General features: G+C 64.2%; 29 protein-coding genes. 9 read left to right on the top strand and 20 right to left on the bottom strand.

The features are described 5' to 3' along the window. Window positions 1-25 precede the first annotated feature (25 nt). From ACNEOT_RS11265 to mycP, 3 genes are all read left to right on the top strand, one after another. Window positions 26-1,015 (top strand): LLM class flavin-dependent oxidoreductase, encoded by a 990-nt coding sequence (locus tag ACNEOT_RS11265; protein WP_415974059.1) that lies wholly within the window; start codon window positions 26-28, stop codon window positions 1,013-1,015. A gap of 127 nt (window positions 1,016-1,142) precedes the next feature. Next, entirely contained in the window at window positions 1,143-2,750 is a 1,608-nt protein-coding gene (gene eccD, locus ACNEOT_RS11260; RefSeq protein ID WP_415974058.1) for a type VII secretion integral membrane protein EccD, read from the top strand. Further along, entirely contained in the window at window positions 2,711-4,138 is a 1,428-nt protein-coding gene (gene mycP / locus ACNEOT_RS11255) for a type VII secretion-associated serine protease mycosin (RefSeq protein ID WP_415974057.1), read from the top strand. The genes eccD and mycP overlap by 40 nt, the downstream gene beginning before the upstream one ends. 8 nt (window positions 4,139-4,146) lie before the next feature. Here mycP and eccB read toward each other — a convergent pair whose 3' ends face one another. Beyond that, window positions 4,147-5,601 (bottom strand): type VII secretion protein EccB, encoded by a 1,455-nt coding sequence (gene eccB / locus ACNEOT_RS11250; RefSeq protein WP_415974056.1) that lies wholly within the window; start codon window positions 5,599-5,601, stop codon window positions 4,147-4,149. Window positions 5,602-5,733: 132 nt separating this feature from the next. On the opposite strand from eccB, the gene eccE reads away from it, so the two are divergent. Further along, window positions 5,734-7,428 carry a type VII secretion protein EccE gene (gene eccE, locus ACNEOT_RS11245; protein WP_415974055.1) on the top strand — a complete coding sequence of 565 codons (1,695 nt, stop codon included), beginning with the start codon at window positions 5,734-5,736 and terminating at the stop codon, window positions 7,426-7,428. A gap of 8 nt (window positions 7,429-7,436) precedes the next feature. Here eccE and ACNEOT_RS11240 read toward each other — a convergent pair whose 3' ends face one another. The 9 genes from ACNEOT_RS11240 to infA all read right to left on the bottom strand — a co-directional run bounded on the left by ACNEOT_RS11240 (window position 7,437) and on the right by infA (window position 12,760). Further along, window positions 7,437-7,994 (bottom strand): NADPH-dependent FMN reductase, encoded by a 558-nt coding sequence (locus ACNEOT_RS11240; protein ID WP_415974054.1) that lies wholly within the window; start codon window positions 7,992-7,994, stop codon window positions 7,437-7,439. 30 nt (window positions 7,995-8,024) lie between these two features. Beyond that, entirely contained in the window at window positions 8,025-8,921 is an 897-nt protein-coding gene (gene truA / locus ACNEOT_RS11235; protein ID WP_415974053.1) for a tRNA pseudouridine(38-40) synthase TruA, read from the bottom strand. Window positions 8,922-8,926: 5 nt separating this feature from the next. After that, entirely contained in the window at window positions 8,927-9,514 is a 588-nt protein-coding gene (gene rplQ, locus ACNEOT_RS11230) for a 50S ribosomal protein L17 (protein WP_415974052.1), read from the bottom strand. 34 nt (window positions 9,515-9,548) lie between these two features. Continuing rightward, window positions 9,549-10,613: a DNA-directed RNA polymerase subunit alpha gene (locus tag ACNEOT_RS11225; RefSeq protein WP_008718222.1), complete on the bottom strand. Its 1,065-nt coding sequence runs from the start codon at window positions 10,611-10,613 to the stop codon at window positions 9,549-9,551. A 99-nt stretch (window positions 10,614-10,712) separates the two neighbouring features. Then, window positions 10,713-11,318 carry a 30S ribosomal protein S4 gene (gene rpsD, locus ACNEOT_RS11220; RefSeq protein ID WP_283278638.1) on the bottom strand — a complete coding sequence of 202 codons (606 nt, stop codon included), beginning with the start codon at window positions 11,316-11,318 and terminating at the stop codon, window positions 10,713-10,715. A 25-nt stretch (window positions 11,319-11,343) separates the two neighbouring features. Continuing rightward, complete coding sequence (gene rpsK, locus ACNEOT_RS11215; protein ID WP_027496331.1) at window positions 11,344-11,757, bottom strand: 30S ribosomal protein S11; 414 nt, start codon at window positions 11,755-11,757, stop codon at window positions 11,344-11,346. Continuing rightward, window positions 11,757-12,131 carry a 30S ribosomal protein S13 gene (rpsM, locus tag ACNEOT_RS11210; protein ID WP_057475660.1) on the bottom strand — a complete coding sequence of 125 codons (375 nt, stop codon included), beginning with the start codon at window positions 12,129-12,131 and terminating at the stop codon, window positions 11,757-11,759. Before rpsM ends, rpsK begins: the two co-directional genes overlap by 1 nt. Before the next feature lie 204 nt (window positions 12,132-12,335). Further along, entirely contained in the window at window positions 12,336-12,449 is a 114-nt protein-coding gene (gene rpmJ / locus ACNEOT_RS11205) for a 50S ribosomal protein L36 (RefSeq protein ID WP_025347279.1), read from the bottom strand. Window positions 12,450-12,538: 89 nt separating this feature from the next. Continuing rightward, a complete protein-coding gene (infA, locus tag ACNEOT_RS11200) occupies window positions 12,539-12,760 on the bottom strand; it encodes a translation initiation factor IF-1 (protein ID WP_005140011.1) in 222 nt (73 codons plus the stop codon). Between the two features lie 351 nt (window positions 12,761-13,111). Here infA and ACNEOT_RS11195 point away from each other — a divergent pair, with 351 nt between their 5' ends. After that, entirely contained in the window at window positions 13,112-14,005 is an 894-nt protein-coding gene (locus ACNEOT_RS11195; protein ID WP_415974051.1) for a glycosyltransferase, read from the top strand. Here ACNEOT_RS11195 and map read toward each other — a convergent pair whose 3' ends face one another. The 9 genes from map to rpsH form a co-directional block, all read right to left on the bottom strand. Then, on the bottom strand, window positions 14,006-14,803 hold the full coding sequence (gene map, locus ACNEOT_RS11190; protein ID WP_415974050.1) for a type I methionyl aminopeptidase: 798 nt from the start codon (window positions 14,801-14,803) through the stop codon (window positions 14,006-14,008). Then, the gene (locus tag ACNEOT_RS11185; protein WP_415974049.1) at window positions 14,803-15,357 is read right to left on the bottom strand and encodes an adenylate kinase; all 555 of its coding nucleotides are present in this window, start codon (window positions 15,355-15,357) and stop codon (window positions 14,803-14,805) included. Before ACNEOT_RS11185 ends, map begins: the two co-directional genes overlap by 1 nt. Continuing rightward, window positions 15,354-16,676 (bottom strand): preprotein translocase subunit SecY, encoded by a 1,323-nt coding sequence (secY, locus tag ACNEOT_RS11180; protein WP_314142371.1) that lies wholly within the window; start codon window positions 16,674-16,676, stop codon window positions 15,354-15,356. Before secY ends, ACNEOT_RS11185 begins: the two co-directional genes overlap by 4 nt. A 315-nt stretch (window positions 16,677-16,991) precedes the next feature. Next, entirely contained in the window at window positions 16,992-17,435 is a 444-nt protein-coding gene (gene rplO, locus ACNEOT_RS11175) for a 50S ribosomal protein L15 (RefSeq protein WP_008718253.1), read from the bottom strand. Window positions 17,436-17,437: 2 nt separating this feature from the next. Next, window positions 17,438-17,617 (bottom strand): 50S ribosomal protein L30, encoded by a 180-nt coding sequence (gene rpmD, locus ACNEOT_RS11170; protein ID WP_008718256.1) that lies wholly within the window; start codon window positions 17,615-17,617, stop codon window positions 17,438-17,440. Further along, window positions 17,617-18,291: a 30S ribosomal protein S5 gene (rpsE, locus tag ACNEOT_RS11165; protein ID WP_032365630.1), complete on the bottom strand. Its 675-nt coding sequence runs from the start codon at window positions 18,289-18,291 to the stop codon at window positions 17,617-17,619. Before rpsE ends, rpmD begins: the two co-directional genes overlap by 1 nt. Window positions 18,292-18,325: 34 nt before the next feature. Further along, window positions 18,326-18,742: a 50S ribosomal protein L18 gene (rplR, locus tag ACNEOT_RS11160; RefSeq protein ID WP_317801097.1), complete on the bottom strand. Its 417-nt coding sequence runs from the start codon at window positions 18,740-18,742 to the stop codon at window positions 18,326-18,328. A 1-nt stretch (window position 18,743) separates the two neighbouring features. Beyond that, window positions 18,744-19,283, bottom strand: coding sequence for a 50S ribosomal protein L6 (rplF, locus tag ACNEOT_RS11155; RefSeq protein ID WP_032397535.1), 540 nt, complete (start codon window positions 19,281-19,283; stop codon window positions 18,744-18,746). Between the two features lie 14 nt (window positions 19,284-19,297). Then, complete coding sequence (gene rpsH, locus ACNEOT_RS11150) at window positions 19,298-19,696, bottom strand: 30S ribosomal protein S8 (RefSeq protein ID WP_008718266.1); 399 nt, start codon at window positions 19,694-19,696, stop codon at window positions 19,298-19,300. A 553-nt stretch (window positions 19,697-20,249) separates the two neighbouring features. On the opposite strand from rpsH, the gene ACNEOT_RS11145 reads away from it, so the two are divergent. After that, complete coding sequence (locus ACNEOT_RS11145) at window positions 20,250-20,408, top strand: hypothetical protein (protein ID WP_415974048.1); 159 nt, start codon at window positions 20,250-20,252, stop codon at window positions 20,406-20,408. Window positions 20,409-20,511: 103 nt separating this feature from the next. Next, the gene (locus tag ACNEOT_RS11140) at window positions 20,512-20,799 is read left to right on the top strand and encodes a WXG100 family type VII secretion target (RefSeq protein ID WP_415974047.1); all 288 of its coding nucleotides are present in this window, start codon (window positions 20,512-20,514) and stop codon (window positions 20,797-20,799) included. Window positions 20,800-20,848: 49 nt separating this feature from the next. Here ACNEOT_RS11140 and ACNEOT_RS11135 read toward each other — a convergent pair whose 3' ends face one another. Next, on the bottom strand, window positions 20,849-21,025 hold the full coding sequence (locus ACNEOT_RS11135; protein ID WP_415974045.1) for a hypothetical protein: 177 nt from the start codon (window positions 21,023-21,025) through the stop codon (window positions 20,849-20,851). Between the two features lie 414 nt (window positions 21,026-21,439). Between ACNEOT_RS11135 and ACNEOT_RS11130 the strand changes: the two genes are divergently transcribed. Together ACNEOT_RS11130 and ACNEOT_RS11125 are read left to right on the top strand one after the other, a co-directional pair. Further along, window positions 21,440-22,069, top strand: a complete 630-nt coding sequence (locus tag ACNEOT_RS11130) for a colicin E3/pyocin S6 family cytotoxin (protein WP_415974044.1) — start codon at window positions 21,440-21,442, stop codon at window positions 22,067-22,069. 38 nt (window positions 22,070-22,107) lie between these two features. Continuing rightward, window positions 22,108-22,320, top strand: a complete 213-nt coding sequence (locus tag ACNEOT_RS11125) for a hypothetical protein (protein ID WP_415974042.1) — start codon at window positions 22,108-22,110, stop codon at window positions 22,318-22,320. The last annotated feature ends 435 nt before the right edge of the window (window positions 22,321-22,755 follow it).

The following is a 22,755-nucleotide window of genomic DNA, read 5'->3' as shown; positions in this document are numbered from 1 at the left end:
GACGAACGAAAGGCTGGCCCCCACCGTGTCCGTACCTCTGTCCATCCTCGATCTCGCACATGTGAACGAGGGAGAAACAGTCCGCGACAGTTTCGATGCCAGCGTCACACTCGCCCAGCATGCGGAGAACTGGGGATACCGTCGCATCTGGTACGCCGAGCACCACAACATGAAAACCATTGCGTCGTCGGCTACTTCGGTTCTCATCGGGCACGTCGCTGCCCACACACAGCGGATCCGCCTCGGCTCCGGTGGGATCATGCTTCCCAACCACGCGCCACTGACGATCGCCGAACAGTTCGGAACCCTGGCGACGCTGCACCCGGGCCGAATCGATCTCGGCCTGGGACGCGCACCGGGCAGCGACCAGGTGACGATGCGAGCGATGCGTCGCGATCCTGCATCCGCCGACCGCTTCCCCCAGGACGTCCAAGAACTGCAGGGTTACCTGTCGGCCGAATCCCTCGTTCCCGGAGTGAGCGCGACTCCCGGTGCCGGTACCGAGGTCCCGCTGTACATCCTCGGCTCGTCGCTCTTCGGCGCGCAGCTCGCAGCGGCGCTCGGCCTGCCTTACTCCTTTGCCTCGCACTTCGCGCCCGATGCGCTCGAGCAGGCCGTCGAGATCTACCGACGTGACTTCCGGCCGTCGGCGCAGCTGGCGGAGCCGCACCTGATCGTGGGTGTCAACGTGATCGCGGCCGATTCGCTCGCCGAAGCACAGGCGCAGTTCCTACGCACCAAACGCAGCCGCGTCAGCCTGCTGTTGGGCCGGGGCCGGACCTTCACCGACGAAGAAGCCGACATGGTTCTCGAAGCACCGGCGGGCCAGCAGATCGCGAAGATGACCAAGTACTCGGCGGTCGGCACGCCGGACATGGTGAAGGACTACCTCGATCGATTCGCCGAACGCACAGGGGCCGACGAGCTGATCGTCGCGTCGGGAGTGTCCGACCGCGCATCGTGGCTCCGGTCGTTCGAGTTGCTCGCCCAGGTGAGTGATCTGGTTCCTGCCTGAGGGCGGGACGATTGCGAGTGAAGCGTGACGGCCGTCTGCTTGTCGCCGCGATGTCGTAAGGTTTGGACACCGATGCCCACTGGGGCGGGCATCGGTACGCGAACCGCACGCATCCGGGGGGATCTTCATGACACGCGCCGACAGCCGTCCATCGGCGGGCATTGCGCCGTCTCGCTCGGCACCTGCCGATCCGACAGGGTCGAATGTTGCCGCGGACGCGAGTCGTCGTGCGCCGGGCACGCACTCCGTTTTTGCCCAGGAAGTCTGCCGCGTGACGGTGTTGGCCAGGTCCACGCAGGTGGACATGGCGCTTCCTGTGGACGTTCCGGTCTCGCTTCTCGTTCCGGGGATCGTCGACATGATTGCGGCGGGAGTGGAGCCCGCGGAACGACCAAGACGGGCGGGAGTGGAGCCCGCGGAGGCTGGTTCTTCAGGCGGAGGGGCGGGCGAGAGGGATCGCGCGTCGGAGGGGTTGCCCGTGGCGTGGACGCTCGCGCGGATCGGGTTTCCGCCGCTGGCACCGACGGCGACACTGGCCGAGCTGTCCGTGCGCGACGGCGAGTTGCTGGTGCTGGGAGTTGCCGAGCGACCCGCGCCGGTTCCCCTGTTCGACGACCTGATGGATTCGGTTGCGCGAGCGGGCAGTGACGACGTTCCGCACTGGACTGCCGATACTGCGCGCACGGTGGGTTCGGTCGTCACCGGTTCGCTGGTGTTGCTGGCGTGCGCGATCGTGTTGCGTGGGCCGATCCGGTCCGGAGCCGAAAATGTAGGCAATCTCGTCGATGGACTCGCTGCCGTCACCGCGTCCATCCTCTTTGCGATCGCGGGGGTGATTCTGGGGCGGGTGTACCACCAGCACGCGGTCGCTGTGCTGTTCGGTGGGTGTGCGGTCGCGCTGATGTTCACGGGCGGAACCTTGTTCGTACCAGGGCAGTTCGGTGCGGCGCAGCTGATGTTGGGTTCGGCCATGGCAGGCGCGTCGGCTCTGCTGTCCCTTCGTATCGGCGGGACCGGTTTCGCATTGTTCACCGCTGCGATCGTGCTGGCACTGCTGACGTTCGCCGCCGTGGTGTGTGCCCTGTTCACGGCGATGTCTCCACCGGCGATCGGCACCGCAGCTGCTCTCGTCGGCCTTGCGGGGATCGCACTGTCTGCTCGCGTGTCGATGATGCTGGCGAAGTTGCCGCTTCCGCCGGTTCCCACCGCAGGAGCACCGTTGGACACGGTCGAAGAGGCCCAACTCGATGCGATCTCGTTCGCGGACCTGCAGGTCGCCGCGGCCGGAGCGCGAAGCTACCTGACCGGTCTGTTGCTGGCGTTCACCGTCACCGTGGTTGTGGGAGTGCTGATTGCGGCGGGAGCCGATTCCGCAGGCGGCGTTCGGTGGCCCGCGGTTGCACTCGCAGCACTGTGTGCGCTCGTGTTGCTGCTGCGCGGGCGTACGTATGCAGTTGTGGCGCATGCGGTTCCGCTCGTCGCAGGGGGAACGACAATTCTGCTCTCGCTTCTGGTCGGTGCCGTAGTAGCACTCCCCGAATTCGCCCTTCCGTTGTTCGGCGTGGCACTGGCAGGTGCGACGACGGCGTCGACATTCGGCGCGTTCGTCCCCACACGCACGTACTCGCCGGTGATGCGCCGGTCGGCCGAACTGCTCGAATATGCCACCATCGCCCTGGTCATCCCGATCGCAGTATGGGTGTGCGGTCTGTACAGCGTCGTCCGCGGGCTGTGACGCCGCGCAGGCAGCGAACCATCGTCGTTGCGACGCTCACTGCTCTCGCTCTGTCCGTGGACGCCGTCGTCGGCGTATCCCCCGCGCATGCCGAACGTCCCGTCATCGACCCGGTGCAGCTACCCCCACCGGGCCCGCCCGGCCCTCTCGAGCCCACCGAGCAGAAGAATGCCTGCGCTCTTCCGTCCGCGACGACGGACGCCCAGGACGTGCCGACAGCTCAGAAGGCGCTCGATTTCGCCTCGGTCTGGCCCATCACCCGCGGGGCCGGTCAGCTGGTTGCCGTCGTCGACACCGGAGTCACCGCTCATCCGCGCCTACCGGGTCTGATTCCCGGCGGCGATTACGTGAGCGCCGGTGACGGGTTGGTCGACTGCGATGCGCACGGAACGATGGTTGCCGGCCTGATCGCCGCACAGGCGGTACCGGACAGCGGATTCGCCGGGGGCGCTCCGGATGCACGCATACTGTCGATCCGTCAGTCCAGCAATGTGTTCCAGATCGTCGACAACAGGCCGGAGGAAGAAAAGTCCGCCGAGCCGGAGAATGCCGCGGGATACGGCAACGTGCGGACGATGGCCATGGCCATTCGGACTGCGGTGGACTCGGGCGCTTCGGTGATCAACATTTCCGAGGTGGCCTGCGTTCCTGCGGGAGGCGGCGTGGCAGACGGTCCACTCGGTGCGGCCGTGCAGTACGCAGTCCGCGAACGGAATGTCGTCGTCGTTGCCGCAGCGGGCAATCTCGGCAGCGCAGCCTGCAAGGCACAGAATCCGATGACCGACCCACTCCGACCCGATTCCGATCCGTGGGCGTCCTTCGCGACCATCGCAACTCCGGCCTGGTTCGACGATGTGTTGACCGTCGGCTCGGTCGAGTCGGATGGCACCCCGTCCTCGTTCAGTCTCGCCGGTCCGTGGGTCGACGTCGCCGCACCGGGCTCGAATATGACCTCGCTGTCGCCGACCGGGAACGGACTGACCAACGGCACTCGGGGCAACGATGGTGTGATCCCCATGACCGGAACGAGTTTCGCGGCACCGCTGGTTGCTGCGGTCGCGGCGCTGGTGCGTGCCCACCGGCCCGAACTGTCGGCGCTGGAGGTGGTGGACCGCATCGAACGAACAGCGCATGCGCCGGCCGAAGGATGGAACCCGGTCGTCGGTCACGGCATCGTCGATCCGCTCGCCGCAGTTACCGATGTCGTGACGCCTGCTCCCCTGACTGTCCCTGCCGACAGTGTTGCGATGAGTGCACCGGTGCCGCCGCCCACGCCGGATCATCGCCCGCGGACCGCAGCGGTCACCGGTTCGGTTCTGGTAGCGGTGATCCTGGCACTCGGGCTCGCGCTGTCGATCCCTCTGCGCCGACGCGGTAGGCCCGACTGAGCGAAGCGCTACTTCACCGGAAGGGCGGCGGCCTGCGGGTCCGGAGCAACGCCGTCGTGCATCGTCAGGGCCTGGCCGCGCCCGAGAGTGGGTCCACTGCCGAGCAATTGGAGGATCTGCCAGGGCGCGGGTGCCGGAGGACCGAACCCGAGCGCCGACGCCGCTTCGGATCCCTCGACGCCGTAGCGCACTCCGGTGTCGGCCACGAAGAAGACGCTGCCCTGACGCGTACTGGACGTCGAGATACCGGTACTGCGCACGAATCCTCCGCTACCGGGTGCCAGGTAGACCTGATCGACGGCGTCGCCTCCGCCATCGGCCTGCGCAAGCGCAACCGGTTGTGCACCGGTCTCGAGCGGCAGGCCACGACCGGCCGACTCGACCAGTCGAGCCGACGGTCCGCCATCGGCAACCTCGAGTGGCTCCCACGTCAAGCAACCGACCGGTCGATCATCGGCATCGACGATCGACGGCGTTGTAGCCGGGAACGTCGAAACCTCCAGTCCCGACGATGTTTTGGGAGCTTGCGCGAGCACGTCCGGGTTGACGGCCGCGATATCCGGACTGCCCTGCGAATTGGTGAACTTGATGAGCAGTGCAGCGGTTTCGTTGATCGCCTGGATGCCGTCCTCCAGGACTACGTAGTACTGGACGTCGCGACCGGCGACCTTGACGACCGAACCGATGGTCCGGCCCTCGAACGGGAACGCCGGAGCCTCACCTGCGCGCGGAATGAACGGCGCTGCGACGGGTGGAGATTGCGGCACGGAGTTGAGCAGACCGGCACTCACCGGGGACGGTGTGGCGTCCTCCAGCCCGAGTGCGCGGACGACTGCCCTGTTGTTCAGGTCGACCGGCGATTTGGTGCCGTCGTGCACGAGGTACGCAGTACCGTTCGATGTCCACAGGAACGCCTCGGAGTCGGCGATCGCCGCCGCGCTGTCCCCGTAACGGGGCTCGCCCACCACAACCGTCGTCGAGGTCACTCCTGCGATCGGATCGACGGTATCGCAGACGGTCCACGTTTCGGCGCTTCCGTCTCCGTCGTGTGGCAGAGCCGACGGCGCACCGGGAATTCCCACCAGCGCGCCGCGAGGCCGCGAGGCAAGTTCGGACTCCTTGACCGTCAACGGATCGTCCGGCTTGCCCACTATCAACCGCGCCGATGCGAGATTGAGCACCGGATGAAACACGTCGTCCACCTTGACGAACATCGCTGCAGAATCCTTGCCGACCACGATCGACGCGTCGCCGATCTTGTCTTGTGGCCGAAACAGTGCCAGGGCAGCGCATCCCGCCAAACCGATGCAGGCGATGACGACGCCCACCAGTAGGGCCCGCGACTGCGACTTCATCGGATCGTGCAGCATCCGAACATCGCGCCGAATCAGCGCGTGTTCCATTCTGCGGACCAGAAAGCGGTACCCGCCAACCTGCCATTTCGTTGTCGGCGTCGACGCCACGGTTCCTCCCCAGGATTGCGCGTGACCCGATCCCCGTTCGGGTCACGCGACACAGTACAGTTCGTGCGCACACATCGGCGACCGTGTCGGCGGCGATCGATGGGGACATGCAACCTTCGGGGGGAGGGTTCGATGACGCGTACGGGTCGAACAGGGCGTGGGCGACCGGCCGTACCTTTCGTCGCGCCCACGATTCGACGGGTGGTCGCGGCCGAGACAGCGGCGGTGGCGACGAGTCTTGCATTGCTCGCGGCCCAGGTACGGCCGATGTGGGCACTCCTCGCGGCGGCGGCAATTGCGCTCGTTCCGTTCGTGGCCATCCGGCGTAGACCGGTTGTCGACTGGATCCGAGCACTCTGGCGATTCCTCGCCGATCGCACTCCCGAGGTCGGCGCAACCACCGAGCACACCGACACAGCCGGCAACCAGGTAGGCGTCCACTGGCAGCGCGACACCGTCACCTGCACCATCGAGATCTCCCCGCCGGGGCACGCCACCACGGTCCTCGGTAGAGGAAGTGCCCAGACGCAGTACGCGTTGCCCGTCGATGCGCTGGCGCTGTGCCTGAGGCAACACGATATCGACGTCTGTTCGATCGACGTGGTCGCGCTCGGATTTCGCAGCTCGGCCGGTTCGGTCGCCACCGAGGTGTACGAGGAACTCATCGGTCCGCTCCCCGCAGTCGCGACACGAACAGTGTGGGTGGCGGTCACGCTCGACCTACGAGCGAATGCTCGGGCGATCGAGGTCAGAGGCGGGGGCAGAACAGGGGCAACTCACGCCGCCGTCGTCGCGACGACCCGTGTTCTGCGCGCTCTGCAGGCTCATGGCCTGGCCTCGCGACTGTTGACCAATGCCGAGCTCCGGGAGACCGTGTCGCACCTGTGCCGAGGGGTGAGTACCGACGACCTGACTCAGACATGGTCGACGGCGCCCCTGCCGGGTGTGTCGAGCACCGGCTTCGGAATCGATTGCAGCGCAGTCACTGCCGATAGCATTGCGACCCTGTGGGCGACGCCGTCACTCGGTACGACGATGTCTTTTCAGCTGCAACCGACCCGCGACCCCCAAAAAGTTCGCGTCCGTGGCTCGTGCAGATTCGCCGCCCGAACGCCGGTCACCAAGCCCCCTGTGCGCGCGTTGACCTCGATGAGCGGAAGTCAACGAGACGGCGTGTTCGCGCAACTGCCATTGGCGGTACCCAACCTGAACGCGTTGTCCCCCAACCGAATTGTCGATATTTCCACCCTGAACGAGCTGCTGCTCCCGGTGAGTGGCTGCGGCCAGCTGCTGGGATCCGACGCTCGCGGAAACGGTGTTGCGGTACGACTGTTCGGACCCGGCCTGGCTCGAGTTCGGATCGCTGGGGAGCTCTACCTCGCTCAGCAAATACTCTTTCGCGCCATCGCTACCGGGGCCAGAGTTCTGGTTCGGACCGATCGCCCACACGCGTGGCGCGCGCTGCTCGACGCCATCGGCGCTCCCGATCGACTGTCGGTCGAGACCGCTGTGTCCCGATCTCGCTCTTCGTACGACGTCATTCTGATCGACTTCGCCGACGGCTCGGCACCGCCTGCGCAGCAAAGACTTTCGGGCGTCACCGTGATGTCGTTGAGCGAGCACGTGCCGCGGAGCGGCCGCGCCGAGCAGGGGCGGGGCCTGCCCCCGCTCGAGCCGGATCTGACGATTGTTCAACCCAACGCGTCGGGTGACCGGGTTCGACTGCGGTCCGGTCCACTCGCGATCGAGTTGACGCTGGTGACGATTCCGCAGGAAACCGCGTTCATCGGTCGGCCCCGTACCCTGCGGCCTGCCGTTCGAGCCTGACGGGAGTCTCAGCCCGGATAGTCGCAGCGCCCACGAGCGCCGGCAACCGCGTCGGCCCACCATTCGAGCTGGTCGAGCATACGTCCGAGAGCGTCGACGGCAGCTGCGTCGTCGATCCCGCCCGACTCGTCGAATCGCTTGCGTACCCGATGGAGCGCGACGGCGTCTCGAACGGACACCATGTGCAGTTCCGCGGTGATCTGCCGCAGTTGTTCGGTGGCTCGGATTCCCCCGCCGAGACCGCCGTACGAGACGAATCCCGCCGGTTTGGCCCGCCATTCGTACTTGACCGTGTCGAGTGCGGTTTTCAGCGAGCCGGGTACTCCGTGGTTGTACTCGGGTGTGACGAACACAAAGGCGTCGGCTGCTCCGATCGTTCGAGTGAAGCGCTCGGCGTCGTCGTTCGGGGTCAGGGAGTTGGGCAACGCGAAATCGGCCAAGTCGACATCGACAACGTCGAACGTGGTGCGTTCGGCGGCAACGCTGCGGACCCAGGCCGCCACGGTCGGTCCCACTCGACCGGCGCGGACACTACCGACGACGACCGCGAGCTGTATCGGTTGCATCGTTCCGACAGTAGACCCGGTGCACGTTCGTCAGCCCTCTCCCCCACAGCAGCCGTCGCCGGTGATCGCAGACCGTACCTCTCTGGTGGCGACGTTCCGGGCGGCAAGCTCGTCGGCCGGTGGATAGTCGACTCGAACCAGGGCCAACCCGTGCGCCGGAGCCACCGTCACCTCGCTCGACCGTTCGCGGCGAGTCAACAGTGACCGCGCCCATTCCGGGGTCCGGCGGCCCTCACCCACGGCCTGCATGGCTCCGACGAGGCTCCGCACCATCGACCAGCAGAACGCGTCGGCGCTGACGTACGCGGTGAGGCGATCGCCGTCGCGCTCCCAGTCGAATCGCTGCAGTTCCCGCACGGTGGTGGCACCGTCACGTCTCTTGCAGAACGCCGCGAAGTCGTGCAGCCCTATCAGTGCCGCCGACGCCTCGCGTACCGCATCGAGATCGATGGGCCTCGGCCAGGAGACGACGCCGGCGACGTCGAGGGGGTCGACTCCGTAGAGGGCAGTGCTGAAGCGGTACTCGTAGTGCCGTCGATACGCCGAGAAGCGGGCGTCGAAATCACGCGAGACCACACTGATGGCCCGCACTCGAACATCGGTGGGAAGGAACCGGGCCATTCGCCGGACCAATCGGTCGTGATCGCCCGGAACCTCGACAGCGTCGAAGTGCGCGACCTGGCCCGTTGCGTGGACTCCCGCGTCGGTTCGCCCCGCCACGGTCAGCTCTATCGGTTGCCGCAGCACCGTGGAGAAGGCTTCTTCGAGCACTCCGCAGACGGTGCGGATACCCGGTTGCCGCGCCCATCCGGAGAAGTTGGTCCCGTCGTAGGAGATGTCGAGCCGAAATCTGGTGGGTACCGAAAAAGCGGGCCCGCCTTCCCCTGAGGGAATGGCGGGCCCGCTTCGATCGTGCTCGGAGCTCAAAAGGACTAGTCCTTTTTTGCTTCCTCGGCCTCGGGGGCGTCCGACGCGTGTGCGTCGTTGTCCTCGATGCCGTCGATGACTGCGTCGGCGTTGGCCACCTCGGCGTCGGTCGCGTCGGCTTCGACAGCCTCGACGACGTTCTCCTCGGTTGCGTCCGCGGCCGGAGCCTCGGTTGCGGCGGGAGCAGTCTTCGATGCCTTCACGCGGCGTGCGCGATCGGCTTCGTTGGACACCGTCTGCTCGTTGACGAGCTCGATGATGGCCATCGGCGAGTTGTCACCCTTGCGGGGGACGGTCTTGATGATGCGCGTGTAGCCACCGTCGCGATCGGCGAAGAAAGGCCCGATCTCGGCGAACAGCTTGTGCACGACATCTTTGTTGTTGATCGTCTTGAGAACCTCACGACGATGCGCCAGATCACCCTTTTTGGCATGGGTGACGAGCTTCTCGGCGTGGGGACGAAGGCGCTTGGCCTTCGACTCGGTGGTGGTGATGCGGCCGTGCTCGAAGAGTGACGTCGCCAGGTTGGCCAGGATGGCCTTCTGGTGCGACGCCGACCCGCCGAGACGGCGGCCCTTGGTGGGCTTGGGCATGATGAATCTCCTAGTAAGAGCTCCAGCGAGCTGATTACAGCTGTTCTGTCTCGGCGTAGTCCTGCTCGGCACCTTCGGTATCGCTGAAGGAGCCGGCGTCGGTGTCACTCCACGTGCCCGTGGTGGCGTCGTAGCCAGGCACGGTGCTCGGATCGAACGACGCGGGGCTGTCCTTGAGGGAAAGACCGAGCGAATGCAGCTTGACCTTCACCTCGTCGATGGACTTCTGCCCGAAGTTACGGATGTCGAGCAGATCGGACTCGGTACGACCAACCAACTCGCCGACGGTGTGAACACCCTCGCGCTTGAGGCAGTTGTAGGAACGGACGGTGAGATCCAGATCCTCGATGGGGAGTCCGAAGGAAGCGATGTGATCGGCCTCGGCGGGCGAGGGTCCGATCTCGATGCCTTCTGCTTCGACGTTCAGCTCACGGGCGAGGCCGAAGAGCTCAACCAGGGTCTTGCCCGCCGAAGCGAGCGCGTCCCGCGCGGTGATGGAATTCTTGGTCTCCACGTCGAGAACGAGCCGATCGAAGTCGGTGCGCTGTTCGACGCGGGTGGCCTCCACCTTGTAGGTGACCTTGAGCACGGGAGAGTAGATCGAGTCGACCGGAATACGGCCGATCTCGGCACCCGATGCCTTGTTCTGAACGGCGGGGACGTAGCCGCGACCGCGCTCGACGACGAGCTCGATCTCCAGCTTGCCCTTGTCGTTCAGGGTCGCGATGTGCAGATCAGGGTTGTTCACCGTCACGCCGGCCGGGGGCACGATGTCGCCTGCAGTGACAGCGCCGGGGCCCTGCTTGCGGACGTACATGGTGACCGGTTCGTCTTCTTCGGAGCTCACCACGAGGCCCTTGAGGTTCAGGATGATGTCGGTGACATCTTCCTTGACTCCGGGGACGGTGGTGAATTCGTGGAGGACGCCGTCGATACGGATGCTGGTGACAGCAGCGCCGGGGATCGACGACAGCAGGGTGCGGCGGAGCGAGTTGCCGAGTGTGTAACCGAAGCCGGGCTCGAGCGGCTCGATGACGAATTTCGAGCGGTTGTCGGCGATGACCTCTTCGGTCAGCGTCGGGCGCTGTGAAATGAGCATTGTGTGTTCCTCCTGTACGGGCGTCCGCTATTTGACGCCCACGTGTGGAGGCGAAGACGCATGTGAGTCTCGCGAGGAGACTCACATGCGTGCTGCGCCTTACTTCGAGTAGTACTCGACGATGAGCTGCTCCTGGAGCGGCACGTCGATCTGTGCGCGCTCCGGCACCCGGTGAACCAGGATGCGAAGACGGTTGGGAACGACCTGCAGCCACGGGGCGACCGGACGATCGCCGTAGCTCTCACGGGCGATCTGGATCGGCAGAGTCTGCGCGGACTTCTCGCGGACATCGATGATGTCGTACTGCGAGACGCGGTAGCTGGGGATGTCCACTCGCTTGTTGTTCACGAGGAAGTGGCCGTGGGTGACCAGCTGGCGTGCCTGACGACGCGTGCGTGCCAGTCCGGCACGGTAGACGACGTTGTCGAGACGAGTCTCGAGGATGGTCAGCAGGTTCTCACCGGTCTTGCCGGCAGCCCTGTTGGCCTCCTTGTAGTACAGGCGGAACTGCTTCTCCATGACGCCGTAGGTGAAGCGAGCCTTCTGCTTCTCCTGCAGCTGAAGCAGGTACTCGCTCTCCTTGATCCGCGCGCGGCCATGCTGGCCGGGCGGGTAGGGACGACGCTCGAACGCCTGGTCGCCTCCGATGAGGTCGACGCGCAGACGACGGGACTTGCGGGTCATAGGACCGGTATAACGTGCCATTACTTAGTAACCTTTCCCTTTCCCACTAGACCCGACGCCGCTTGGGCGGACGGCAGCCGTTGTGCGGCTGAGGGGTGACGTCGGAGATGGTGCCGACCTCGAGGCCAGCGGCCTGAAGCGAGCGGATCGCGGTCTCGCGGCCTGAGCCGGGACCCTTGACGAAGACATCGACCTTCTTGACGCCGTGCTCCTGAGCCTTGCGAGCAGCGTTCTCGGCTGCGAGCTGTGCGGCGAACGGAGTCGACTTGCGTGAGCCCTTGAAGCCCACGTGTCCCGAGGACGCCCAAGAGATGACGTTTCCGGCGGGGTCGGTGATCGACACGATCGTGTTGTTGAACGTGCTCTTGATGTGCGCAGATCCGTGCGGAACGTTCTTCTTGTCCCTGCGACGCGTCTTCTGCGCCTTCTTCGGACCGGTACCGCGTGCTTTGGGGGGCATTACTTCGCCTTCTTCTTGCCGGCAATGGTGCGCTTGGGTCCCTTACGGGTACGCGCATTGGTCTTGGTGCGCTGTCCACGGACGGGCAGACCACGACGGTGGCGAAGACCCTGGTAGCAGCCGATTTCGATCTTGCGTCGGATGTCGGCCTGAACCTCGCGGCGCAGGTCGCCCTCGACCTTGAGGGACTCGTTGATGTAATCGCTGAGCTTGCGCAGATCGTCGTCGCCGAGATCCTTGCTTCGCAGGTCGGCGCTGACGCCGGTGGCTGCGAGGATTTCCTTGGAGCGGGTACGGCCGACGCCGTAGATGTAAGTCAGTGCGATCTCCATGCGCTTTTCGCGCGGCAGATCCACACCTGCGAGACGTGCCATGTGGCATTTCCTTTTCTTGTCCGGAGGTCTGCTCCCAGTCCGTCCCCTGTGTCCTTCTCACCGCTGGGGTGTGAAGCGTCTTTCAACAAACTCAGTGGGGCCCCGGCCTCCGTGCCGGGGGTATGCCGCGACGCGTGTGTCGCGGTTGGTGCTGGGAGGTCATCTTCTAGCTGTTGCCAAGCCGACGTGCGTAGTGCTCGGTGGTTATCCCTGACGCTGCTTGTGACGCAGGTTGTCGCAGATCACCATGACGCGCCCGTTACGACGAATCACCTTGCACTTTTCGCAGATCTTCTTGACGCTCGGCTGAACCTTCACGTCGTTGATCTCCTGTGTGTAGCTCGGCCCCGCTGCATGCAGTGGCCCCGAGCATGGTTCTCCCCGACCGGACGTGGCCGGGGAAGCTCTTACTTGTAGCGGTAAACGATGCGTCCACGCGTGAGGTCGTAGGGCGAGAGCTCCACAACGACGCGATCCTCGGGAAGGATGCGGATGTAGTGCTGACGCATCTTTCCGCTGATGTGAGCGAGTACCTTGTGGCCGTTTTCGAGCTCAATGCGAAACATCGCATTGGGCAGCGGTTCGACAACTCGGCCCTCTACCTCGATAGCACCGTCTTTCTTGGCCATATCCTCCGCGATCCTGGCTCTCACACCTGGTTGATTGCATCTGTTTCCGTTACCGTGATGCCCACTGACCAACCCGCATGAACGGGGCGGAGTGTCGCCGGAACGCTTCGCAGCCCATCAGGCATGCAAACTTCCGGTACGCAGGGCGCACCGTCGCTCTATGTTACCGGGAAATGCACGTCTGGCCAAATGCGTCCCGTAGGTATGCATCGGGTCAACAGTTGCCCCAGTTCGATTGCCTCGGCTAGCGTCTTGGCCGGCGGACTCCCAGCCGCACAACGGCGGCCGTCTCGACCGGCACTCGCCGGGCGGCCACCGCTATCTCCGCGACGTCGACGCAAGGCATCCCACGTGACCTCAGACATGCCAGCCGATCATCCGGCGGTATCCGTGATCATCCCTGTTCACAACTCCAAGACAGTTCTCGACGACCAGCTACGAGCCCTCGCCCGACAGGACTACGAACATCCGTTCACGGTGATCGTGAGCGACAACGGGTCGACCGACGGCCTTCGTGAGCACATCGAAAGCCATTGCCTGCGTAACGAACTGGCTCTGAGGTACGTCGACTCCGGGGGAACCCCCGGAGCATCCTTCGCCCGCAACCGAGGCGCAGACGTCGCCACCAGTGCAGTGCTCGCCTTCTGCGACGCCGACGACGCAGTGCACCCGAGCTGGCTCCGACGCATCGTTGCAGCTCTGGACGAATACGACCTGGTAGGTACCGGCCTGGAGACGGAGACTCTGAACTCCGACGCCACCCGGGCATCGACCCCGTTCGCGCCACCTTCGGATCAGGGCAAGTCCGCATTCCTGCCGTTCGTCATCGGCGCAAGCATGGCCTGCCGCACCTCGACCTACCGAGACCTCGGCGGCATGCTCGAGTACGTTCGCGCGAGCGAGGACATGGAATTCTCCTGGCGCGCACAGCAATCGGGCTATCACATGCACTTCATCGCCGAGCCGCTGGTCTCGTACCGGCTGCGCACGGGCCACCGGGAGAACTGGCGACAGGCAGCCGCGCTGGGGTACGGATCGGCTCACGTGCGCGGTCTCTACCGCGATGTGGGCTGCCCACCGTTTCGAGCTCGAGGCATCGCGGTTGCACTGCTGGCTCTCGCGGTTCGCAATCCGTTGCTTCCGACCGCCCTGACTCGGATGCCCACTCGATTGTGGCTCCGGCTGGTGGCCAGTCGCCTCGGTCTCATCCGTGGCGGACGACGCTACCGCTCGCTGGTCTGGTAGCTACCGAGGCCGCAGCGTCAGGATTCGCGGACCGTCCTCGGTGACGGCGACTGTGTGCTCCCAATGCGCAGATCGCGAGCCGTCGGTGGTGACGACGGTCCACCCGTCGTCGAGAATGTCGGTTTCGTATGTGCCGAGCGTGAGCATCGGCTCGATGGCGAGGGTGGATCCGACCACCAACTCCGGGCCCTTGCCGGGTGCACCCTCGTTCGCAAGGAACGGGTCCATGTGCATCTCGCGACCGATTCCGTGGCCGCCGTACCCGTCGACGATTCCGTACTTGCGGCCGTGAGCCTGCTCGGCCGCGTGCGTTCCGGTTTCGATGGCATGAGAGACGTCGGTGAGTCGATTGCCCGGAAGCATCGCGGCGATGCCGGCTTCCATCGACAGTCTCGTCGCCTCGCTCAGCATCGCATCGGCTTCGATGATGTCGCCGACACCGAACGTCCAGGCCGAATCTCCGTGCCAACCGTCCAGCACGGCCCCACAGTCGATCGACACCAGGTCGCCTGCGGCCAGGATCTCGTCCGCCGATGGAATGCCGTGCACCACCCGGTCGTTCACCGACGAGCAGATGCTGCCGGTGAAGCCGTGATACCCGAGGAACGAAGGCACCGCGCCGGCATCACGGATGACCGCCTCGGCAACTCTGTCGAGCTCGAGCGTCGACGTTCCCGGAACCGCCGCTTCCCGAACAGCCACCAGCGCCGCGCCGACAACCGCACCGGCCGCAGCCATGGCGTCGAGTTCGCCTGCACTGCGGAACGGTACGACCTTGCGCTTACGGCCGAACGCCATTATTTACCGTGTTCCTCGATGGACTTCAGCGTGCGAGCGTTGACCTCGTCCACCTCACCGATCGCGTCGACCGTGACCAGCTGGCCCGCGTAGTAGTCGAGCAGCGGCGCCGTCTCGTCCCGGTACACCTTGAGCCGGTTGCGAATGACGTCTTCCTTGTCGTCCTCGCGTCCGCGCGAGAGCATGCGCTCGACGACGACGTCCTCGTCGACGACGAACGAAAGCACGGCGTCGAGCGTCGCGTTCAGATCCGACAAGATGCCGACCAGGGCCTCGGCTTGGCCGACCGAACGCGGGAAGCCGTCGAGCAGAAAGCCGTTCACAGCGTCGGGCTCGGAGAGGCGGCTGCGGACCATGTCGATGGTCAGCTCACTGGGGACCAGGTCGCCCGCGTCGAGGTACTTCTTCGCCTCGAGGCCGAGCGCCGTCTTCTCCCCGATGTTCGCGCGAAACAGGTCGCCCGTCGAGATGTGGGGCACGCCGAGCTTCTCCGACAGGAGGACGGCCTGGGTGCCTTTGCCGGCACCGGGGGGACCGAGCAGAACAAGTCTCACTTGAGGAACCCTTCGTAGTTACGCTGCATCAGCTGGCTTTCGATCTGCTTCACGGTGTCCAGTCCGACGCTCACCATGATCAGCACGGCGGTGCCACCGAACGGGAGGTTCTGGCCTCCGCCCGAGCTACCGATGTCGAGGAACAGGTTGGGCAGCACGGCGATGGTGCCCAGGTAGACCGCGCCCGGCAACGTGATGCGACTGAGGACGTAGTTCAGGTAGTCGGCGGTCGGCCGACCGGGACGGATGCCGGGGATGAACCCGCCGAATTTCTTCATCTCGTCGGCGCGCTCTTCGGGGTTGAACGTGATCGCCACGTAGAAGTACGTGAAGAAGACGATGAGGCCGAAGAAGATCGCGATGTACACCGGGTTGGCGGGGTTCACCAGGTACTCGTTGATGATGCGCTGCCACCAACTCGGATCGACCGCAGTGCTCGCCGAGGTGAGCTGAGCGATCAGGTTGGGCAGGTACAGCAGCGAGGACGCGAAGATCACCGGGATGACGCCGGCCTGGTTCACCTTCAGTGGCAGGTACGTGGACGAGCCGCCGTACATCTTTCGTCCCACCATGCGCTTGGCGTACTGAACGGGAATTCGGCGCTGGCCCTGCTCGACGAAGACGACGCCGGTGATGATCAGGAACGCCGCGAAGCAGACGAATCCGAACACCAGCCCACCGCGGCTCTCGAGAATCGAGTTGCCCTCGGACGGAATGCGCGACGCGATGCCGGCGAAGATGAGCAGCGACATGCCGTTGCCGACACCGCGCTCGGTGATGACCTCGCCGAACCACATGACGACAGCCGCACCTGCGGTCATGACCAACACGATGATGACGAGGCCGAAGATGCTCTGGTCGGCGATGATGTCCTGTTGGCATCCCTGCAGCAGCTGTCCGCGCGAGGCGAGGGCCACCAGACCGGTCGCCTGCAGGATGGCCAACGCGATCGACAGATAGCGCGTGTACTGCGTCATCTTGGCCTGTCCCGACTGTCCCTCCTTGCGGAGTTCCTCGAACTTCGGGATGACGACGGTGAGCAGCTGAACGATGATGCTGGCGGTGATGTACGGCATGATGCCGATCGCGAACACCGAGAGCTGAAGGAGCGCTCCACCGGAGAACAGGTTGATCAACGAGTAGATGCCCGCCGAGTCTCCACCGGAGACCTGGTCGATGCATGCTCGGACATTGGCGTAGTCGACACCCGGCGACGGCAATGTGGCACCGAAGCGATACAGGGCCACCAGACCGAGCGTGAAGAGGATCTTCCGTCTCAGGTCAGGAGTCCTGAGGGCCGACACGAAGGCGGAAAGCAAAGATCCTCCTGGCACGACTGCGTTGACGCTGCGAGTGCTTTCGCAGGAGCGCAACTGCTGCTCCCGTGAGCCTCACGAGCATGGACTACGGACGACATCGATCGTCCGTATCGAAACGAACTTCTGTGAACTCCAGAACTCTAACAGTGCGTTACGAACCGCCCGACGGTCAGTGTTGGACCCTGTCCGTTCGGTCGAGCACTCCACGTCCTGTCGAGTCGACGATGGCCGCAGCTCAGCTGCGAGAGCTGTGGCTGCGGCCATCGTCACGAACTGCTGTTCGGCGCGCTGCTAGTCAGTACACCGAAGCAATGCTCATACCTCGGTAGCAGAACCGCCGGCAGCGGCGATCTTTTCCTTGGCAGAGCCCGTGAACTTGTTGGCCGAGATCTCGACCTTCACGGTCAGGTTTCCGTCGCCGAGAACCTTGACGAGCTCGTTCTTGCGAACGGCACCCTTGGCGATGAGCTCGGGGATACCGATCTGACCGCCCTCGGGGAACAGACGCTCGATGTCGCGCAGGTTCACGACCTGGAACACGACACGGTTGCGGTTGGTGAAGCCCTTGAGCTTCGGGAGCCGCATGTGGAGGGGCATCTGGCCACCCTCGAAGCGTGCCGGCACGTTCTTGCGTGCGCCGGTTCCCTTGGTACCGCGACCTGCGGTCTTGCCACGCTTGCCACCTTCACCACGGCCGACGCGAATCTTCGTCGACTTGGATCCGGCTGCGGGGCGCAGGTGGTGCAGTTTGATGGTCATGGTTAGACCTCCTCAACAGTTACGAGGTGGCGCACCGTGTTGACCAGTCCGCGGTTCTGCGGGTTGTCCTCGCGGACGACCGTCTGGCGGATGCCCTTGAGCCCGAGAGTACGCAGGCTGTCACGCTGGTTCGCCTTCTGGCCGATTGTGCTCTTGATCTGGGTGACCTTCAGCTGAGCCATTACTTCACCGCTCCTGCCTGTGCGCGTGCGCGCAGCATTCCGGCGGGTGCAACCTCTTCGAGGGTCAGGCCGCGGCGAGCCGCAACTTCCTCGGGACGCTGCAGACCCTTGAGGGCTGCGACGGTCGCGTGCACGACGTTGATGGCGTTGTCGCTTCCGAGCGACTTCGACAGCACGTCGTGGACACCGGCGCACTCCAACACGGCGCGAACAGCGCCACCGGCGATGACGCCGGTACCGGCGCTGGCCGGACGCAACATGACGACGCCGGCAGCGGCTTCGCCCTGGATGGGGTGCGTGATGGTGCCGGCAATCATCGGGACGCGGAAGAAGCTCTTGCGAGCCTCCTCGACACCCTTCTGGATGGCCGCGGGAACTTCCTTGGCCTTGCCGTAGCCGACGCCGACCAGTCCGTTGCCGTCACCGACGATGACGAGGGCGGTGAAGCTGAAGCGTCGACCACCCTTGACCACCTTGGAGACGCGGTTGATCGTGACGACCTTCTCGATGAAGTTCGACTTGTCCGCAGCGTTGCCGCCACGGCCGTTGTCACGACGGTCACGACCGCCACCACCGCGGTTGTCGCCGCGCTGGTTGTTGTCGCCACCTGCGTTGGGGCCACTGTTCTGTCCGGCGGGGCCGCTTCCGCCGTCACGCCGTTGACGTCCCGGCATCAGGCTGTCCTTCCGTTGTCAGTCATTGTCATCATCAGAACGTCAACCCGCCTTCGCGGGCTGCTTCTGCGAGTGCCGCGATGCGGCCGCTGTAGTTGTTGCCGCCGCGGTCGAACACGACTGCCTCGACGCCGGCTGCCTTCGCACGGCTGGCGATGAGCTCGCCGACCTTCGCGCTGACGGCCTTCTTGTCGCCCTCGAGTGCACGCACATCGGCTTCGATGCTCGACGCACTGGCCAGCGTGTGGCCGGCGAGGTCGTCGATCAACTGCACGTGGATGTGACGCGACGACCGGTTGACGACCAAGCGAGGACGCTCGGGCGTTCCGGAGATCTTCTTGCGAAGGCGGAAGTGACGACGTGCCTTCGACAGGCGACGCTTCGTCGAGACGTCGGTGCCACGCGGAGTGCGCTTGACGACGTTCGCCTTGTCTGCTGTTTGCTGGCTCATATCACTTACCCGTCTTTCCGACCTTGCGGCGGATCACTTCACCCTCGTAGCGGATGCCCTTGCCCTTGTACGGGTCCGGACGCCGCAGACGACGAATGTTGGCAGAGATCTGACCGACCTTCTGCTTGTCGATGCCGACAACGGTGAATCGCGTGGGCGACTCGACCGTGAACGTGATGCCCTCGGGTGCTTCGATCAGCACGGGATGGCTGTAACCGAGTGCGAACTCGAGGTCCTTGCCCTTGAGTACGACGCGGTAACCGACGCCGTGAATCTCCATCTTGTTGGTGTAACCGTTGGTGACACCGGTGATGAGGTTCGCGACGAGTGTGCGCGAAAGTCCGTGCAGTGCACGGCTCTTGCGCTCGTCATCAGGCCGGGTGACGGCGATGGTGCCGTCGTCGGCGCGTGCGATCTGAATGGGCTCGGCGACCGTCAGGCTCAGGGCACCCTTGGGGCCCTTGACCGCAACGTTCTGGCCGTCGATGGTGATATCGACTCCAGCGGGGACCGGTACCGGCAATTTTCCAATACGTGACATGGTGGTGGCCTCCCCTACCAGACGTAGGCGAGGACTTCTCCGCCCACACCCTGCTTGGCCGCCTGACGCTCCGTGAGCAGACCGGTGGACGTGGAGATGATCGCCACGCCCAGGCCGCCGAGAACCTTGGGCAGATTGGTGGATTTTGCGTACACCCGGAGACCGGGCTTGGAGACGCGTCGCACGCCGGCGAGGCTGCGCTCACGGCTCGGGCCGTACTTCAGATCGACGATGAGGGTCTTGCCCACCTCGGCGTCTTCCGTGCGGTAATCGGAGATGTAGCCCTCGCGCTTGAGGATCTCGGCGATGTTCGCCTTGAGCTTCGAGTGGGGAAGCTTCACCTCGTCGTGGTACGCCGAATTGGCGTTGCGCAGACGAGTCAAGAAGTCTGCAATTGGATCGGTCATCGTCATGGTGTGACCTGTGCACCTTTCTCGCAGCGGTTCCCATGCAGCACGCGCGAGCTGGTGCCCCTGGATTCTCGAAAACCCGGCGGGCCTGGCTCGTCACATCGTGGGCCTACAACGAAGTGAACATGTCCTGACCGACTGTTGCCGGTCAGGGGTTGCGCTCCAAGCAATGCATCGCTGCACTGCCAGGTGTTTCGAGCTTCCGCATTCGATGCCGACGTACGGAGAACTCGAGGTTGCGTTCTGTATTGCAAGGACTCGCGTGCAGGCACGACGAAGCCCGGGCAACCGCTCTAGTGTAGGGAACCGGCAAGCATTCTCAAAATCGGCCGTGGTAGAAGGCCTGATTCATCGACGTGAGACCGATGCACCAGAGACGGCTGGCTTGTCGGTTTCGTGCAGTAGCCTTCCGACGACATTGACCATCGCTCCGGGGGGAATTGGATGCGCGTTACCGGTTCAAAGGTCAGGACGATGGTTGGCCGCATGCGGCCAGGCTCTGCTTGCGAGATGCGGTGAGTGTCGACCACAAGCCATACGCCGAGCCGCGGCCCGGATGTCCGGACTCGCCGATGCGCTCTGGGACGACATCGACCTCATCCGGCGGGACACGGAGGATCTGATGGAGTCCTCATGGACGGGCGATGCGGCCGACACCCATGCAGTCCTGTGGGCCGAATGGGTCGACTCGCCCGGCAAATATGCGGCGCGCTGACCGAGGACGCTTCGCTGCTTGATCGCGTTGCAACCGACTACGCCGCAACGGACACCGCAATCGACGCCCACGTGGTGGACTCCGGCCTGCGGTTGGACCGCTGATGGCACGCTACGTTGCCGACACCGACCGGATGCTCGCTCTGGTGGACCGCGCACACACCGTCGGAGCCAGAATCAAGTCGGTCATTGCAGATGTCGAACGCGAGGTCGCTGATCTCGGTATCGAGTGGGAGGGTGACGCCGCCGACGCACACCGCTCCAAGCACGAGCTCCTTCAGCGCAAAATGAACGACATGCAGATGGCGCTGACCCGGCTCGGCGCGCTCACCCGAGACGCACGCGATCGCTACCACGCAGCTATCGACCACAACAAGCGAATGTGGCCCTGATGGCCCCGATCACGGTCGACCCCGACGTCCTGACGAACGCGGCTGAGCACTACCGCAACGCCTCGAGCACCGCGTGCGCCGCGATCAACGCACTCGCCGAGGACCTCGACACCAATTGGGGTTGTGCAGGAACGGACAACGCCGGGCAGTCCTGGGCAGCTGCGTACGATTCCGCGGCATTCGACGCAGTCACCGCGGGGACCGACATCGCGAACGCGTTCGGCAAGCTTCATGACCTGCTCGCGGCGACCGGCATCAACCACGCGAACGCGGAAAATGCCAACGCCCTTCCGCCACTGCCTGCATTACCTGCTCCCCCGCAGCTCACTCCGATGGCGGTCCCGCGGTTCAACGGTTCATACGGCGGAGACACCGATGCACCGATGGGTTGGGGTCTGATCACACGATGGCTGCAAGGCCACATGTGGCCCAACGGCGATCCGGACAAGTTGCGAACTCTCGGAAGTCCGTGGCGCAACGCCGCCGAGGAATTACGGCGGGCCAGCGACGCCACCGACGCCGCGTGGGTCAGCATGGAGGAGCTTGCCTCCGATGAATTGCCGCAAGCCCTCGCTCAGATGGACGGCGTCTACATTGCTGCGCATAACGTCGCCGACCAGTTCGACATTCTCGCGAGCGCATGCGACGAATGGGCCACCACTATTGCGGACGCTCACCAGAGTGTCATCGATATCGTGGGAACGGCCATCGTTGCCGGCACGATCGCCGGTGCCGTTGCCGGCTTCTTCACCCTTGGCGTGGGAACCGTCGCCGTCACGGGCGCGACGGGGAGCGTCATCGCCGGCAGTGTCATCGCCGTCCTCACCGGAGTGGAAGCGGCGTCGGCAATTGCCGTTGGCGTCACCGTGGCCACCGGGGCGGCAGCCATCGGAATTGCGGTGGATGTTCAACCGCTTCTCGAAGCAAGTCCGACGACATTGAACGCAAATGCCGGTGGAGGAAACTGGCACTACCATCCCGCGCCCCGTGGCGGTCTGCCGGGTTTTCCGAACGCCACACGAGTAAACCGCTCAACCGCAGAACCCGGTGGACCGACGACAAGGGGAACATCTACGAATGGGACAGACAACACGGCGCAGTCGAGAAATACAGCAAGAACGGCAAGCACTTGGGCGAATTTGATCCGAATACCGGAGCGCAAACCAAACCCCCAGATCCCACTAGAAAACCTGGTCGATCACCAACCGAGGCCCGACATCGTGGCAACTCAAACCTGAAAAGACGCCGGTTCGCGACAGCTCGAGAATAAGGCAGCATGGTCAAACTACTACAAACAAGGAGAGGACAATGTGGTATCTGGAATCATACGATAACCAAACCGATTTGATCGCGGGCAGCTATCTCCTGCTCGCTATCACAGGAGACGAAATCAGAGAACTGATCGACGTCGATGAAAGCGAACTGCCACTAGAAATGGGACCGTACCCAGTCGCGCTGGCCGACGTGCCGAAGTTCGCGAAGTACTATCGAGGACGATTTCAGAATCAGCTCCGATCATGATTACTTCATCGGCCTGTTCGCCGACTGACGAATGGGCAATGTGATATTTGGGAGGCTTACAACAGATCGACTGTAGGCAGTACCGAGATTCACCTGCCCGAGAACATGACTGTCGACATCGCGCAGAGCCGATCGCAGTTCGCTGAACTGGATGTTTCGGTTTAATTCGTTCGAGAGTTCGCATAATGCCCTCGGGGTCCCATCAAAGCGGATTCGATTGTCAATTTCGGATCCCGTTTCCTGGCCGAACAACCATCGAAAGAAGGTGCCAATTCCCTGTTCAGCCTTGAAGCCCACAAACAACTACTCAAAAGCAGGGCACCCGTGGCACCAGGATCAATTCGACTGAACGAGTGATTACCGGTCACACGGCACGCGCCTGTTCTCACGGAAGTCTGGAAACTGAGATGTGGCGTCTAGAGAGACTCGACAAGA

This window comes from Rhodococcus sp. 077-4 (assembly GCF_047782425.1).
GTDB lineage: Bacteria > Actinomycetota > Actinomycetes > Mycobacteriales > Mycobacteriaceae > Rhodococcoides.
Note: the sequence above shows the minus strand (reverse complement) of the source record. Positions and strands in the feature narration are given on the sequence as shown.

What these genes read in the sequence shown, in the direction of transcription:
- eccD (WP_415974058.1), top strand. Translation starts at nt 1,143, where the DNA reads ATGACACGCGCCGACAGCCGTCCATCGGCGGGCATTGCGCCGTCTCGC.
- mycP (WP_415974057.1), top strand. Translation starts at nt 2,711, where the DNA reads ATGGGTGTGCGGTCTGTACAGCGTCGTCCGCGGGCTGTGACGCCGCGC.
- eccE (WP_415974055.1), top strand. Translation starts at nt 5,734, where the DNA reads ATGACGCGTACGGGTCGAACAGGGCGTGGGCGACCGGCCGTACCTTTC.
- ACNEOT_RS11240 (WP_415974054.1), bottom strand. Translation starts at nt 7,994, where the DNA reads ATGCAACCGATACAGCTCGCGGTCGTCGTCGGTAGTGTCCGCGCCGGT.
- rplQ (WP_415974052.1), bottom strand. Translation starts at nt 9,514, where the DNA reads ATGCCCAAGCCCACCAAGGGCCGCCGTCTCGGCGGGTCGGCGTCGCAC.
- ACNEOT_RS11225 (WP_008718222.1), bottom strand. Translation starts at nt 10,613, where the DNA reads ATGCTCATTTCACAGCGCCCGACGCTGACCGAAGAGGTCATCGCCGAC.
- rpsD (WP_283278638.1), bottom strand. Translation starts at nt 11,318, where the DNA reads ATGGCACGTTATACCGGTCCTATGACCCGCAAGTCCCGTCGTCTGCGC.
- rpsK (WP_027496331.1), bottom strand. Translation starts at nt 11,757, where the DNA reads ATGCCCCCCAAAGCACGCGGTACCGGTCCGAAGAAGGCGCAGAAGACG.
- rpsM (WP_057475660.1), bottom strand. Translation starts at nt 12,131, where the DNA reads ATGGCACGTCTCGCAGGTGTGGATCTGCCGCGCGAAAAGCGCATGGAG.
- infA (WP_005140011.1), bottom strand. Translation starts at nt 12,760, where the DNA reads ATGGCCAAGAAAGACGGTGCTATCGAGGTAGAGGGCCGAGTTGTCGAA.
- map (WP_415974050.1), bottom strand. Translation starts at nt 14,803, where the DNA reads ATGGCGTTCGGCCGTAAGCGCAAGGTCGTACCGTTCCGCAGTGCAGGC.
- rplO (WP_008718253.1), bottom strand. Translation starts at nt 17,435, where the DNA reads ATGACCATCAAACTGCACCACCTGCGCCCCGCAGCCGGATCCAAGTCG.
- rpmD (WP_008718256.1), bottom strand. Translation starts at nt 17,617, where the DNA reads ATGGCTCAGCTGAAGGTCACCCAGATCAAGAGCACAATCGGCCAGAAG.
- rpsE (WP_032365630.1), bottom strand. Translation starts at nt 18,291, where the DNA reads ATGCCGGGACGTCAACGGCGTGACGGCGGAAGCGGCCCCGCCGGACAG.
- rplR (WP_317801097.1), bottom strand. Translation starts at nt 18,742, where the DNA reads ATGAGCCAGCAAACAGCAGACAAGGCGAACGTCGTCAAGCGCACTCCG.
- rplF (WP_032397535.1), bottom strand. Translation starts at nt 19,283, where the DNA reads ATGTCACGTATTGGAAAATTGCCGGTACCGGTCCCCGCTGGAGTCGAT.
- rpsH (WP_008718266.1), bottom strand. Translation starts at nt 19,696, where the DNA reads ATGACGATGACCGATCCAATTGCAGACTTCTTGACTCGTCTGCGCAAC.
- ACNEOT_RS11145 (WP_415974048.1), top strand. Translation starts at nt 20,250, where the DNA reads ATGTCCGGACTCGCCGATGCGCTCTGGGACGACATCGACCTCATCCGG.
- ACNEOT_RS11140 (WP_415974047.1), top strand. Translation starts at nt 20,512, where the DNA reads ATGGCACGCTACGTTGCCGACACCGACCGGATGCTCGCTCTGGTGGAC.
- ACNEOT_RS11130 (WP_415974044.1), top strand. Translation starts at nt 21,440, where the DNA reads ATGCGACGAATGGGCCACCACTATTGCGGACGCTCACCAGAGTGTCAT.
- ACNEOT_RS11125 (WP_415974042.1), top strand. Translation starts at nt 22,108, where the DNA reads ATGTGGTATCTGGAATCATACGATAACCAAACCGATTTGATCGCGGGC.